At 68.3% G+C, this 12,974-nt stretch carries 13 protein-coding genes; 6 read left to right on the forward strand and 7 right to left on the reverse strand.

Annotated features, from left to right (window positions below; translation table 11 throughout):
- Positions 1-138: 138 nt before the first annotated feature.
- The 4 genes from R5H29_RS07750 to R5H29_RS07765 form a co-directional block, all read right to left on the reverse strand.
- A complete protein-coding gene (locus tag R5H29_RS07750; RefSeq protein WP_019659399.1) occupies positions 139-735 on the reverse strand; it encodes a DUF1439 domain-containing protein in 597 nt (198 codons plus the stop codon).
- A gap of 82 nt (positions 736-817) precedes the next feature.
- The gene (locus tag R5H29_RS07755; protein WP_155029089.1) at positions 818-1,366 is read right to left on the reverse strand and encodes a hypothetical protein; all 549 of its coding nucleotides are present in this window, start codon (positions 1,364-1,366) and stop codon (positions 818-820) included.
- 55 nt (positions 1,367-1,421) lie between these two features.
- Complete coding sequence (locus R5H29_RS07760; protein ID WP_332329011.1) at positions 1,422-1,730, reverse strand: DUF3861 family protein; 309 nt, start codon at positions 1,728-1,730, stop codon at positions 1,422-1,424.
- 282 nt (positions 1,731-2,012) lie between these two features.
- Positions 2,013-2,411, reverse strand: coding sequence for an HU family DNA-binding protein (locus R5H29_RS07765; RefSeq protein ID WP_005408442.1), 399 nt, complete (start codon positions 2,409-2,411; stop codon positions 2,013-2,015).
- A gap of 373 nt (positions 2,412-2,784) precedes the next feature.
- On the opposite strand from R5H29_RS07765, the gene R5H29_RS07770 reads away from it, so the two are divergent.
- Positions 2,785-3,216 (forward strand): OsmC family protein, encoded by a 432-nt coding sequence (locus R5H29_RS07770; protein WP_019659396.1) that lies wholly within the window; start codon positions 2,785-2,787, stop codon positions 3,214-3,216.
- Positions 3,217-3,315: 99 nt separating this feature from the next.
- Here R5H29_RS07770 and R5H29_RS07775 read toward each other — a convergent pair whose 3' ends face one another.
- Together R5H29_RS07775 and R5H29_RS07780 are read right to left on the reverse strand one after the other, a co-directional pair.
- Positions 3,316-4,194, reverse strand: a complete 879-nt coding sequence (locus R5H29_RS07775) for a PhzF family phenazine biosynthesis protein (RefSeq protein ID WP_180876185.1) — start codon at positions 4,192-4,194, stop codon at positions 3,316-3,318.
- Positions 4,195-4,307: 113 nt separating this feature from the next.
- Complete coding sequence (locus R5H29_RS07780; protein ID WP_155029091.1) at positions 4,308-5,183, reverse strand: PhzF family phenazine biosynthesis protein; 876 nt, start codon at positions 5,181-5,183, stop codon at positions 4,308-4,310.
- A 75-nt stretch (positions 5,184-5,258) separates the two neighbouring features.
- On the opposite strand from R5H29_RS07780, the gene R5H29_RS07785 reads away from it, so the two are divergent.
- The 4 genes from R5H29_RS07785 (at position 5,259) to R5H29_RS07800 (ending at position 11,301) form a co-directional block, all read left to right on the forward strand.
- Positions 5,259-7,853: a bifunctional aspartate kinase/diaminopimelate decarboxylase gene (locus R5H29_RS07785; protein WP_134735513.1), complete on the forward strand. Its 2,595-nt coding sequence runs from the start codon at positions 5,259-5,261 to the stop codon at positions 7,851-7,853.
- Positions 7,854-7,929: 76 nt separating this feature from the next.
- Entirely contained in the window at positions 7,930-9,282 is a 1,353-nt protein-coding gene (murL, locus tag R5H29_RS07790) for a UDP-N-acetyl-alpha-D-muramoyl-L-alanyl-L-glutamate epimerase (protein WP_155029092.1), read from the forward strand.
- Positions 9,263-10,672 (forward strand): UDP-N-acetylmuramoyl-L-alanine--D-glutamate ligase, encoded by a 1,410-nt coding sequence (gene murD / locus R5H29_RS07795; RefSeq protein WP_332329012.1) that lies wholly within the window; start codon positions 9,263-9,265, stop codon positions 10,670-10,672. Before murL ends, murD begins: the two co-directional genes overlap by 20 nt.
- 95 nt (positions 10,673-10,767) lie before the next feature.
- Complete coding sequence (locus R5H29_RS07800) at positions 10,768-11,301, forward strand: hypothetical protein (protein WP_332329013.1); 534 nt, start codon at positions 10,768-10,770, stop codon at positions 11,299-11,301.
- Positions 11,302-11,361: 60 nt separating this feature from the next.
- On the opposite strand, the gene R5H29_RS07805 is transcribed toward R5H29_RS07800, so the two are convergent.
- Entirely contained in the window at positions 11,362-11,955 is a 594-nt protein-coding gene (locus R5H29_RS07805; RefSeq protein ID WP_332329014.1) for an SMI1/KNR4 family protein, read from the reverse strand.
- A 133-nt stretch (positions 11,956-12,088) separates the two neighbouring features.
- Between R5H29_RS07805 and R5H29_RS07810 the strand changes: the two genes are divergently transcribed.
- A complete protein-coding gene (locus R5H29_RS07810; protein ID WP_155029096.1) occupies positions 12,089-12,880 on the forward strand; it encodes a dienelactone hydrolase family protein in 792 nt (263 codons plus the stop codon).
- Positions 12,881-12,974: the final 94 nt, after the last annotated feature.

A 12,974-nucleotide genomic window follows, 5' to 3' on the forward strand; every position in this document is an offset into this window, starting at 1 on the left:
GCCTTCGGCTTCCAGCAGCCGCTTGGGTTCGGTCAGTTCGGACTGTTCAAAGCCGTGGGGGGGTGTGGGGGGGCGGGGCGCGCGGGCCCGGGGCGGCCCCGCATGTGCGCCGGGGGCCGCCCCGCGGCCGGCACTACCTTATTTGCCCAGCAGGCCCGCTGGCACCAGGTTGCCCAGGTTCTGGTTGAAGGTGACCACCAGCTTGCCGTTCTTCACCTGTGCCGACTGCACCTGCAGGGCGCCGAGCATGCCGGCCACGGCCGGGTCCAGCTTGTAGATCGGCTCCCGCTGGGCGTAGTCGCTCAGCCAGGCGTTGAGCAGGCCGCGGGTACGGGAGTCGAGACGACCGCCCTGGTTGGCCGGGGTGAAGTCATCCACGCTCGGCTGCTGCAGGTGGAACCCCTGGGTCTGCGCGTCGTAGCGCAGGCCGCTGCTCAGCTTCACCGTACCCAGTTTGGCCGGGCTACCACCGGCGGTGGCCAGCGCCACATCCATGCCCAGATTCAAGCGCTCGCCGGCCGGAAGGCTCAGCTGCGGGTGGCTCATCGTCAGGGCGATCAGGCCGCCGAGCGCGTCCTGCGTGCGCGGGAAGCTGCCATCAAGGTACTGCTGTACGTCGCTGGCACCGACCGACAGTTCCCGGCCGGAAATGGAAGGCGCAGCCTGGGCGCCGATTGCAGCGGCGATCAGCACGGTGGAGGCCGCGAGGCGGGTCATCAGGGAACGCAGGCGCATGGCAGAGACCGATGGATGCGGAATGGATGGTTCAAAGAGTAGCCTTGCCGGCTGAATCGCGCGTGCATGCCGCCGCAACGGTTCAGTCCAGCGATGGCCGCAGTTGTGCCGACTGGATCTGCCAGGCGCTGCCGTCGGCGCTGGGTTGCACCCGGTACCAGCCGCCGAAGCGGAAGGTGCCCTCAGGAGTCACCGCGCGGATCCGCACCGGAACCTCCAGCAGCTGAGGCGGCTGGTGGCCGTCGCGCGCGATCGGCAGCTCGCTGGTCAGGCGCAGGCTGCGTACGTCCGTCAGCTGGCGCAATGCGGCATCGTCAGCGCGCCGGGCATCGCTGGGCGGGAAAGTCCACGCGGCGTCGGCGGCCTTGCGATCGCGATTGAGCAGGGCCATGACATACGCGTTGAGCATGGCCGCGGGCAGCTCGGCGTCGGCCGCGACGGCGGCAAACAGGGGATCGACATCGATGGCCCGCGCAGCCGCTGCATCGCTTGCTGCGGCGGTCTGTGGCTTCGTGCTGGCAGTCGTCCTGGCCGCTACCGGCGGTGCGGCATCCGCTGCGTCGGATTGCGATGGCGGCCTGGAGCAGGCCAGCAGCACCAGTGGTGTGATCAGTATCAGGACCCTGCGCATGCCAGCCTCCTCCCCGAGGCGAACGGAAGGAGGCAGTGTATCGGCTGTGCGGCGATCAGCGGAAGGAGGGCAGCTGTTCCAGTGCATCCAGCGCCGGCAGCACCTGCGCGGCGATGGCGGCCAGGGCATGGCCTTCTGTTTCGGCGTGGCGCTGCACGATGTCGCGCAGCAGCTGGGTGGCGATCACCAGGGTCGCGCGCTCGTCGCCGCTGACGCCAGCGGTGCGCGGCGCCGCTTCCAGCAGGCGCATGAGGTCTCGGCTGGCGCGATGTTCCAGTTCGATGGTGCAGCGCCCGGTGCACTGCAACCCGTCCTTTTCGATGGGGGTCACCGAGATCCGGTAGCGGGTGGAGGGGCTGGCCATGGGGGTGCTCGCCGTAGCTGTGGAGGATGTGTCCACCATAGGCAAGGCCACGGCCGGCTGCGACGGCTGGCGCCGCACGCAGTGTTCCACCCGGTACGTTCCGGGGCCTGCACAGGGCGCGCCCTGCCAGTGACGGCGGGCCTGAGCGGTCGTTTCCCGATATGCGGCAACGCTGTGTTGCGGATGGCCCCGGGGCGGCGCATCCACGCATGGCGCGGGAAGCGCGCAAAAAAAACGGGACGGCCAGAGCCGTCCCGTTGCAATCTGCGTTGGGGCGCGCGCTTACAGCGCGGCGTCCTTCAGCTTCTTCAGCGGACGCACCTTCAGCTTGGTGGTGGCCGGCTTGGCAGCGAACCACTGCTCTTCCTTGGTGAACGGGTTGATGCCCTTGCGCTTCGGCTTGGCCGGCACGTTGACGGTGGTGATCTTCAGCAGGCCCGGCAGGGTGAACGAGCCAGCGCCCTTCTTGTGCACCGAGGAGGCGACGGCGCTTTCCAGCGAGGCCAGCACAGCGCGGACGTCCTTGGCGACGACGCCGGAGGCTTCAGCGATGTGTGCAACCAGGCCGGACTTGGTCAGCACTTCCTTGATCGGCTTCGGAGCGGCCGGCTTGGCGGCTGCCTTCGTCGCGACTTTCTTCACTGCCTTCTTCGGGGCAGCCTTCTTAGCGGTCTTTGCCATGGTTTCCTGTTCCGTGAACGGTTGGTTGTTTGGTCGGCGCCGAACCCCGTCGGCAAGCGCAATGTAGGGCAACTCTTGGGCGCCGCCAATAGCCCCAAGCGCGGAAAGTGCATGTTTTTTCATATCCAGGCCGATTCAGTACATGGCCGGCGGTGGGGGCTGGGGGCGTGTCAGCGTGCTCGAAGCCCGCCGCCTGCCCATTGGTGCACTGCGCGAAACCACTGAAAACAAGAGGAAAATGCGTTGCGCGCTGGCGAGGAAGTGTCCATCTTCCGGGGTTGGGGGGCGACGTGGGGCGTGCGGCGGAGCGACGCAGGGCTAACGCGTGGCATGCGAGGGTGGCCGTTCATCACCGCCACGCAGGAGCAGCACAATGGGAATCTCGCGACACGCCACCGCGCACTGGGAAGGCGATCTGAAGTCGGGCAAGGGGCAGCTGAGCACGCCGCAGAGTGGACTGCTGGACAAGACCCGCTACGGCTTCAACAGCCGCTTCGGCGACGAAAAGGGCACCAATCCGGAAGAGCTGATTGCCGCCGCACATGCCGGCTGTTTCACCATGGCGCTGTCGGCCAAGCTCGGCGAGGCTGGCTTTACCCCGACCTCGCTGGACACCGAAGCCAAGGTCGACCTGTCGATGGAAGGCGGCCCGCAGCTGTCGCAGATCCGGCTGAAGGTAAAGGCGGTGGTGCCTGGCATCGACGCGACGCAGTTCCGCGCCATTGCCGATGACGCCAAGCAGAACTGCCCGGTGTCCAAGGCGCTCAGTGCGGTGCCGATCAGCCTGGAAGCCGAACTGGGCTGAGCCGACGCATCTGTAGAGCCGAGCCCATGCTCGGCTTCTGCAGCTCCCGTGATCTGGCCGGAGAGCAACCGAGCGCGGGCTCGGCTCTACAGTGTCCCTTTACCAATCGATGGTGCCGGTGATGACGGTCTGCACCTGGCCGCCTGACCATACCTCGCCATCCTCATCGACCAGCAGGGTCAGGCGCGCGTCATGGCCGACTTCGCGGCCCTGGCTGACTTCGAACGGCGTCCGCCCACGCGGCAGCGCGTCGCGCAGGTCCAGCCATGCGGCAAGCACCGCATTGGCCGCACCCGAGGCGGCGTCCTCGAAGCGGCGACCGTTGCCGACGAAGGCACGCACGGCCAGATCGAATCCCTCACCGCCATCGCTGAAGGCATAGGCGAACACGCCCATGCTGTCGGTGGACTCGGCCAGTGCGGCCACCGCATCCCAGTCGGGTTGCAGGGCGCGCAACGCGGCTTCATCGGCCACCTGCACCACCCACCAGCTACGCCCGCCCTGCATGCGCGCCGGCGGCAACGAACCCAGCGGCCAGCCCCTCAGTGCAGCCTGCAGGCGTGGATCGCAGGCCTCGGCAGTTTCGGCCAGCTGCGCGCGCGGGGTGCGGATGGCGATGCGCTGTTGCGTACCCTCACCGCTGACGCGCAGCGGCAGCGCGCCGGCAATGCCGTCCTGCACCAGCACACCGTCAACCGCTCCGGCCAGGCCCACCTGCAGCACCGCATGCGCGGTGCCGACGCTGGGGTGGCCGGCGAACGGCACTTCCTTCTGCGGGCTGAACATGCGCAGCCGGTAGCTGGCACCGGCTGCCTGGGGCGGGAACACGAAGGTGGTCTCGGGCAGACGCGTCCAGCGCGCGATCGCCTGCATGCTGGCGTCGTCCAGGCCGTCGGCATCGAGCACCACGGCCAGCGGATTGCCAGCGCCGGCGCGCGGGGAGAACACATCCAGCTGCAGGAAACGGCGGGTGGTCATCGGGGCGAAACTCCAGGATCGGTTGGCGCGCAGCTTAACGCGCGGTTGTAGAGCCGAGCCCATGCTCGGCTGTGTCGGGGTGTGAGAAGAAGCAGCCGAGCGTGGGCTCGGCTCTACAGCCAACGGATCTGGCCGTCGATGACCGGCTGCACCTGGCCGCCGATCCACACCGTGCCCTGCGCGTCGACCTGCACCTGCACGCGGCCATCGCGGCCCACTTCGCGGCCCTGGCTGGCCACGTAGCGGCCCTCGCGGCCGGGCAGGGCATTCCGCTGCCGCAGCCAGGCGCCTATCAGCGCATTGGCACTGCCGGTCACTGGATCCTCGGGCACGGCGGGCGCATCAGCGGGGCAGAAGGCACGCACCACGCGGGTGTGGTCGGAGCTGGCCTCGTCGGCGAAGACGACCAGGCCTGTAGCGTCGGTGGCGAGACTCCAGGCGGCCAGCGCGGCCATGTCCGGTGCCAGCCCGCGTACGGCGGCGGCGTCGCGTAGCGGCAACAGCCACCAGCGCGCGCCGTTGTCCCAGAGTTCGGGCACGTGCCCGTTGGCGGCGAGGGCCAGCAGTGTTTCGGGTGCTCCGTCCGCGGCCGTGTCCAGTTGCCGTGCCGGCGGGCTGGCCAGCTGGATCTCCAGTGCCTCGGCCGGGCCGCTCACCCGTACTGGCAGCAACCCTGCCACGCACTGCTGCAGCAGGGCGCCGTCGCGAGGCTGGGCCAGGCCGCAGGTCACCGCCGCCCAGGCGGCGCCGACGCTGGGGTGGCCGGCAAACGCCAGCTCGCGGGTCGGGGTGAAGATGCGGATGTGGTAATCGGCGCCGGGCGCGGTGGGGCGTAGGAAGAACACCGTCTCGGAGAGGTTCAGCCAGGTAGCCAGGGCCTGCATCTGGCGGCTGGAGAGCCCGTCGGCGTCCAGGATGGCGCCCAGCGGGTTGCCGGTGCCGGGGCGGGCGGCGAAGACATCGAGCTGCAGGTAACGGAGGACGGCCATCTACGGGGATATTGCGCTTAGAATCAAAGGTTCCGCCCCCGAGGGCGGCTTCCCCACATTCTACATAGCCAATCCATGTCAGCTTCCCCCCTTGTCGATCGTTGGATCGTACTGAAGTTCGGCGGCACTTCGGTGTCGCGTCGTCACCGCTGGGACACGATCGGGAAGCTGGCGAAAAAACGTGCGGAAGAGACCGGCTCGCGCGTGCTGGTGGTGGTATCGGCGCTGTCCGGGGTCACCAACGAACTGACCGCGATTGCCGACGGCGCGCCCGATAGCCGGGACCGCGTGGCAGCGCTGGTCGAACGCCATGAAGGCTTCCTGGCCGAACTCGGCCTGGGTCGCGAGGTGCTGGCCGAACGGCTGGCCGCGCTGCAGGGCCTGCTCGACGATGCGCGTGCAGCCACCCGTCCGCTCGACTGGCAGGCCGAAGTGCTGGGCCAGGGCGAGCTGCTGTCCTCCACCCTGGGCGCGGCCTACCTGCGCGCCTCGGGCCTGGACATGGGCTGGATGGATGCCCGCCAGTGGCTGGACGCGATGCCGCCGCAGCCGAACCAGAGCGACTGGTCGCAGCGCCTGTCGGTGAACTGCCAGTGGCGCGCAGACGCGGAGTGGGTGCAGCGCTTCCGCGCGCAGCCGACCCGCCTGCTGATCACCCAGGGCTTCATTTCGCGGCATGCCGATGGCGGTACCGCCATCCTCGGCCGTGGTGGCTCGGATACCTCGGCGGCGTACTTCGGTGCGCTGCTCGGCGCCAGCCGGGTGGAGATCTGGACCGATGTGCCGGGCATGTTCAGCGCCAATCCCAAGGACGTGCCGGACGCGCGCCTGCTGACCCGCCTGGACTATTACGAAGCACAGGAAATCGCCACCACCGGCGCCAAGGTGCTTCACCCGCGCTCGATCAAGCCGTGCCGCGATGCCGGCGTGCCGATGGCCATCCTCGATACCGAGCGCCCGGAACTGCCGGGCACCAGCATCGATGGCAGCGCCGCACCGGTGCCGGGGGTGAAGGCGATCAGCCGCCGCAACGGCATCGTGCTGGTGTCGATGGAAGGCATCGGCATGTGGCAGCAGGTCGGCTTCCTGGCCGATGTGTTCAACCTGTTCAAGAAGCACGGCCTGTCGGTGGACCTGATCGGTTCGGCCGAGACCAACGTCACCGTGTCGCTGGACCCGTCCGAGAACCTGGTCAACACCGATGTGCTGGCCGCGCTGTCGGCCGACCTGTCGCAGATCTGCAAGGTGAAGGTGATCGTGCCGTGCGCGGCGATCACCCTGGTGGGCCGCGGCATGCGCTCGCTGCTGCACAAGCTGTCGGACGTGTGGGCCACCTTCGGCCGCGAGCGCGTGCACATGATCTCGCAGTCGTCCAACGACCTGAACCTGACCTTCGTCATCGACGAGGCCGATGCCGATGGCCTGCTGCCGATCCTGCACGCAGAGCTGATCGACAGCGGCGCGATGCCGGTGGAGGAGACCGAAGTGTTCGGCCCGCGCTGGCGCGAGATTGCCGGCACCGTGCGCCCGCGCGGCACGCCGTGGTGGCGCGGCCAGCGTGCGCACCTGCTGCAGCTGGCCGATGCCGGTACGCCACGCTACGTCTACCACCTGCCGACGGTGCGCGCCCGCGCCCGTGCACTGGCCGCAATCAAGCCGATCGACCAGCGCTACTATGCGATCAAGGCCAACAGCCACCCGGCCATCCTGCAGCTGCTGGAAGCCGAAGGCTTCGGCCTGGAGTGCGTGTCGCACGGCGAGCTGAAGCATGTGTTCCAGCACCTGCCGGAACTGTCGCCCAAGCGCGTGCTGTTCACCCCCAGCTTCTGCCCGCGCAGCGAGTACGAGGCGGCGTTCGCGCTGGGCGTGACCGTGACCGTCGACAACGTGGAAGCGCTGCAGCGCTGGCCGGACCTGTTCCGCAACCGCGAGCTGTGGCTGCGCGTCGATCTGGGCCGGGGCGAGGGCCACCACGCCAAGGTCCGTACCGGTGGCAAGGAGTCCAAGTTCGGCCTGCCGATCGCCCGCGTCGACGAGTTCGTGCGCGCGGCCACCGAACTGGGCAGCCGCGTGGTGGGCCTGCATGCGCACCTGGGCAGCGGCGTGGAAACCGCGCAGCACTGGCGCCTGATGTGCGATGAGCTGGCCGGTTTCGCCCGCCGCATCGGCAGCGTACAGACCATCGATATCGGGGGCGGCCTGCCTATTCCGTACAGCGACGAAGACGAACCCTTCGACCTGGACGCCTGGGCCGAGGGCCTGGCCGAGGTCAAGGCGCTGCACCCGGCATTCCGCCTGGCGATCGAGCCGGGCCGCTACCTGGTGGCCGAATCGGGCGTGCTGCTGACCCATGCCACCCAGGTGGTGGAAAAGGACGGCGTGCGCCGTGTCGGCCTGGACGCCGGCATGAACGCACTGATGCGCCCGGCGCTGTACGACGCCTGGCATGACATCGAGAACCTCAGCCGCCAGGGCGGTTATGCCGAAGCGGCGTTCGATGTGGTCGGCCCGATCTGCGAATCCAGCGATGTGTTCGGCAAGCGCCGCAAGCTGCCGGTGTCCACCGCGCCGGACGACGTGATGCTGATCGCAGATGCCGGTGCCTACGGCTATGTGATGGCCAACACCTACAACCAGCGGATGTTGCCGCGCGAAGACGTGATCGAATGATCACCATGCGCGCCCTGCACCCGCCCACCGACACGCCCCGCGCCCTCGCGCGGGCCCGTGCCTGACCGGATACACCATGACTGCTTTCGACAAACACCAGGTTTCCCGCTTCCGCTTCGTCCGTTGCGACTTCGCAGCGGATACCGGCGTGGCCCGGCTGGTCTACGCCTTCGACGACGGCCCGGAGATGGTGGAAACCATCACCGTGCCCGGTGCCCCGTTCGCGCTGGACGAGGCGCGCGCCGCCGCCGTGCAGCGTGCGCTGCAGCTGCTGCACCTGATTGCCGGCGTCAGCTACTACAAGGCCGGCGTACCGGATACGGTCAGCATCGACAGTTACAGCATCGATGCCGATACCGCCGCACTGGTGGAGACCATTTACCTCAATGGCCTGGGCGAATTCGCCTACCGCAACGGCCTGAACCTGCGCGGCCGCTTCCGGTTGCCGGTGCAGGGCGAGGCCGTGCAGGCGCCGGCGCTGGGTCTGCGGTCGCACGCGCTGGTGGCCATCGGCGGCGGCAAGGATTCGCTGGTCAGCATCGAAGCGCTGCGCCGTGCCGGCGTGGACGAGACCGTGACCTGGATCGGTGGCTCGCAGCTGATCCGAGCGTGCGCTGAGCGCACCGGCCTGCCGACATTGAACCTGGGCCGCACGCTGGCGCCGGAACTGTTCGAGTTGAACCGCCAGGGCGCCTGGAACGGCCATATCCCGGTGACGGTGGTGAACTCGGCAATCATGGTGCTGGCCGCGTTGCTGCACGGCGTGGACCAGGTCGTGTTCTCCAACGAGCGTTCGGCCAGCTACGGCAGCCAGATTCCGGGCACCGGCGAAGTGAATCACCAGTGGTCCAAGGGCTGGGCCTGCGAGCAGGCGTTCGGCAGCCATGTGCGCAAGTACGTGGCGGCGGATCTGCAGTACTACTCGCTGCTGCGCCCGATGTCCGAGCTGGCGGTGGCCCGCCAGTTCGCCAAGACCGATTTCTACGACGCGCACTTCTCCAGCTGCAACCGCAATTTCCACATCCTCGGCGAGCGCCCGGTGAACCGCTGGTGCGGTGTCTGCCCGAAGTGCCATTTCGTCTTCCTGGCGCTGGCCCCGTTCATGCCCAAGACGCGCCTGGTGCGCATCTTTGGCCGCAACCTGCTGGACGATGCCGAACAGGCCGGTGGCTTCGATGCGCTGCTGGAATTCCAGGACCACAAGCCGTTCGAGTGCGTGGGCGAAGGCCGCGAATCGCGTGCGGCGATGGCGACCTTGGCGCAGCGCCCGGAATGGAAGGAAGACCTGTTGGTGAAGCGCTTCTGCAACGAGATCCAGCCGCAGCTGGATGCCGCCGAACTGGAACTGGCACCGCTGCTGCAGCTGCAGGGCGAGCACCGCGTTCCGGCTGCGCTGTGGGAACGGGTGCGTGAAGATTTCGAAGCTTGAAGGAAAGCGCGTCGCGCTGTGGGGCTGGGGCCGTGAGGGCCGCGCCGCGTTTGCGGTGCTGCGTGAGCGCCTGCCAACGCTTGGCCTGAGCCTGTTCTGCCCGGCGGCCGAAGTCGAGACCGCGCGTGCGGAAACGCAGGGCGCGCTGGACGTGCGTGGCGAGCCTTCTGCTGAAGCGCTGGCCGCGTTCGACCTGGTGATCAAATCGCCCGGGATCAGTCCCTATCAGCCGATCGCGCTGGCGGCGGCAGCGCAGGGCACCACCTTCATCGGCGGCACCGCGCTGTGGTTCGCCGAACACGCGGCCGACGATGGCATCGTGCACGACACCGTGTGCGTGACCGGCACCAAGGGCAAGAGCACCACCACCGCGCTGGTCGCGCACCTGTTGCGCGCGGTCGGGCATCGCACCGGACTGGTCGGCAACATCGGCCTGCCGCTGCTGGAAGTGCTGGACCCGCAGCCGGCGCCCGAGTACTGGGCCGTCGAGCTGTCCAGCTACCAGACCGGTGAAGTGGCGTGCAGTGGCGCCCACCCGCAGGTGGCAGTGGTGCTGAACCTGTTCCCGGAACACCTGGACTGGCACGGCAGCGAACAACGTTACATCGAGGACAAGCTGCGGCTGGTGACTGAAGCCGCACCGCGCATCGCCGTGCTCAATGCCGCAGATCCGCACCTGGCGGCACTGTCGCTGCCCGAGAGTGAGGTGGTCTGGTTCAACCAGCCGCAGGGCTGGCACATGCGGGGCGACATCGTGCATCGCGGTGAGCAGGCCGTGTTCGATACCCGCAACACGCCGCTGCCGGGCCGTCACAACCGCGGCAACCTGTGCGCGGTGCTGGCCGCGCTGGAAGCGCTGGGCCTGGATGCGGTGGCGCTGGCACCGGCGGTGCAGGATTTCCGTCCGCTGCCGAACCGCCTGCAGCGCATTGGCGTGGCCCATGGCCTGACCTACGTCAACGATTCGATCAGCACCACGCCGCATGCCAGCCTGGCCGCGCTGGAATGCTTCGCCGGGCAGCGCATCGCGCTGCTGGTGGGCGGGCACGACCGTGGCCTGGACTGGACCGATTTCATGCAGCACATGGCCCACGACGTGCCGCCGGTGGAGATCGTGACCATGGGCAGCAACGGCCCGCGCATCCACGCCATGCTGCAGCCGCTGGCCGATGCCGGCCGCTTCGGCCTGCACGCCGCCGGCGACCTGCCCGAGGCGATGGCGCTTGCACGCGCGGCGCTGGGTGCGCAGGGCGGGGTGGTGCTGCTGTCGCCGGGCGCGCCCAGTTTTGGTGCCTACCGCGATTACGTGGCGCGTGGCCGCCATTTCGCCGAACTGGCCGGATTCGACCCGGACAGCATCAGCGCGATTCCGGGGTTGGGCATCGCCTGATCCGCCGGATCGGGGTCGGATCCCTTTCCTCAGGAAAGGGCTCTGACCCCGGCGAGTTACCATGGGCGTATCCCCGGACGGACCCGGATAGCCGCATGTGCACGTTCATTACCCTGTTCCTGCCCGCATCCTTATCGCACATTGAAGCCGCCGCGATCATGCAGCGCAGCGGTCGGCGCCTGTTCGCGCAGGATTCGCCCAGCCTGCAGGCCGCGGTCGGGCCTGGCTGGCAGCCGTGGCTGAGCGCCGCGCACTGCGATTGCGGTACTGCGCTGGCCTCGTCGCGGGCCGAGCGGGAGTGGAAGGGCGATGCCGAACGCTGGCGGAAGAAGGGCTGGAGCGAAGCCAAGATCGCCCGCGCGCTGGCCGAGCAGCGAGCGCGCCATGAACAGGATCAGCAGGTACGTCGCGATGAAGCAGTGGGCGACGCCGGCCAGTGGCTGCAGCGCATCGATGCCCTGCTGGCCGCAAGCGCGGCGCGCGTCGGACTGCTGGTACGCGACTACGACGGTTCGGTCGGTGCCCGGCAGCCGAAGCCGCCGGAACGCCACTGGCCGCGCGCGCATCTGGCGGCGTCGGATCTGCTGGCATTCGAGCCGGGCACGTTGCACTGGATCGAACGTGGGTGAGGTCGTCATCCACGCATGGCGTGGATCTACTGTAGAGCCGAGCCCATGCTCGGCTGGATTTCAGTCCTCGTGCCGGATGAACGCGTAATCGCGATCAATCAGCTGCTGCAGGTACGCATCGAAGCTTGGCGCGATGACTGCGTAGCTGTCCGGATCGTGCAGGTAGCGCACCACCTGGCCGACGGTGCCGCCCGGTGCCGGATCGAAATCCAGATACAGCATCGAGGTGCCACCGTTGTTCATGCAGTGCGAGAAACACAGCCGGCGGCTCATCGGCAGATCCGCATCGATACCCTCGCCGAGAATCTCCGGCTCGTCATCCAGCCACTCTTCGTAGATGGAACGGATGCTGTCGTCCCACCGCTGCTGGTCCTCGAAGATCTGCGCGACCGATCGCAGGTAGTACGGATAGCCGCCGTCCTCGACATCCGAGCCGAGCATCAGCACGCAGACCTTGCCCGCGGGGTACTCCCGGTAGTGGGTGCCATCCACGCGCGATAGGAGTTCCACCAGGCTGTCCGGCACCTGCGGCCACTGCGCTCGCAGGCGCTGCAGGTCCTCGACGCTGGCGCCTTGGACATGTGCCCATTGCGGGGCATCCTCGGCAGGCAAACGCGGGATCAGGCCAGACAGAAAGCGATCAACAAGATTCATGCGAAAAAGGGGGACGGAGGGGATCAAGTCGTATCCAACCACACCTGCGTCACGCCGCCAATGCAGAATGCGACGCGGGAGGGGCGTTTACGGCTTAATCCCCTCCGTCCCCTTTTTCTTGCGGAGCAGGCGCATGAATCGTTGGCGATGCGGTGTGGCGGTGATCCTGGGGCTGGCGGCGATGCCGGCGTGGGCGGCGATGAAGACGCAGCCGGTGGAGTGGAAACACCAGGGCACGACCTTCAGTGGCGTGCTGGTCTATGACGATGGCGAGCATGACCAGCGCCCCGGCCTGGTGATGGTGCCGAACTGGAAGGGTGTGAACGAGTCGGCAGTCGAAAAGGCCAAGCAACTGGCCGGCGACGACTACGTGGTGCTGGTGGCCGATGTCTATGGCAAGGACGTGCGGCCGAAGACCGATGCGGAGGCGGGGCCGGTGGCCAGCAAGCTGCGCAACGACCGGCCGCTGCTGCGCGCACGTGCACTGGAAGCGGTGAACGTGCTCAAGGCGCAGGCTGGCAAGGTACCGCTGGATGCCAGCCGGATCGGTGCGGTCGGTTTCTGTTTCGGTGGCACCACGGTGCTGGAGCTGGCTCGTGCGGGCGCACCGTTGGCCGCTGTGGTCAGCCTGCACGGCGGGCTGGGTTCACCGCTGCCGGCGCAGGCCGGTGGCAGCCATCCGTCGGTGCTGGTGCTCAACGGCGCCGACGACAGGAGCGTGACCGCCGAGGACATCGCTGGCTTCCAGAAGGAAATGGACGCGGCCAAGGTCGATTGGGAGTTCACCAACTACAGCGGTGCGGTGCACTGCTTCGCCGAGCGCGACGCCAACAGCCCGCCGGGGTGCCAGTACAACGAGCGGGCGGCCAAGCGCGCGTGGAAGGCGCTGGATGAGTTCTTCGAGGAGCGCTTCGAGAAACGTTGATTCGTGCAGCGGTAGTGGGGGGGGGGGGGGGGGCCCCCCCCGCGGGGGGCGGGGGGGGGGGGGCGGGCGGGGCGGGCGCGGCCCCCCCCGCCCG

The organism is Stenotrophomonas sp. A3_2 (assembly GCF_036624925.1).
Classification (GTDB): domain Bacteria; phylum Pseudomonadota; class Gammaproteobacteria; order Xanthomonadales; family Xanthomonadaceae; genus Stenotrophomonas; species Stenotrophomonas hibiscicola.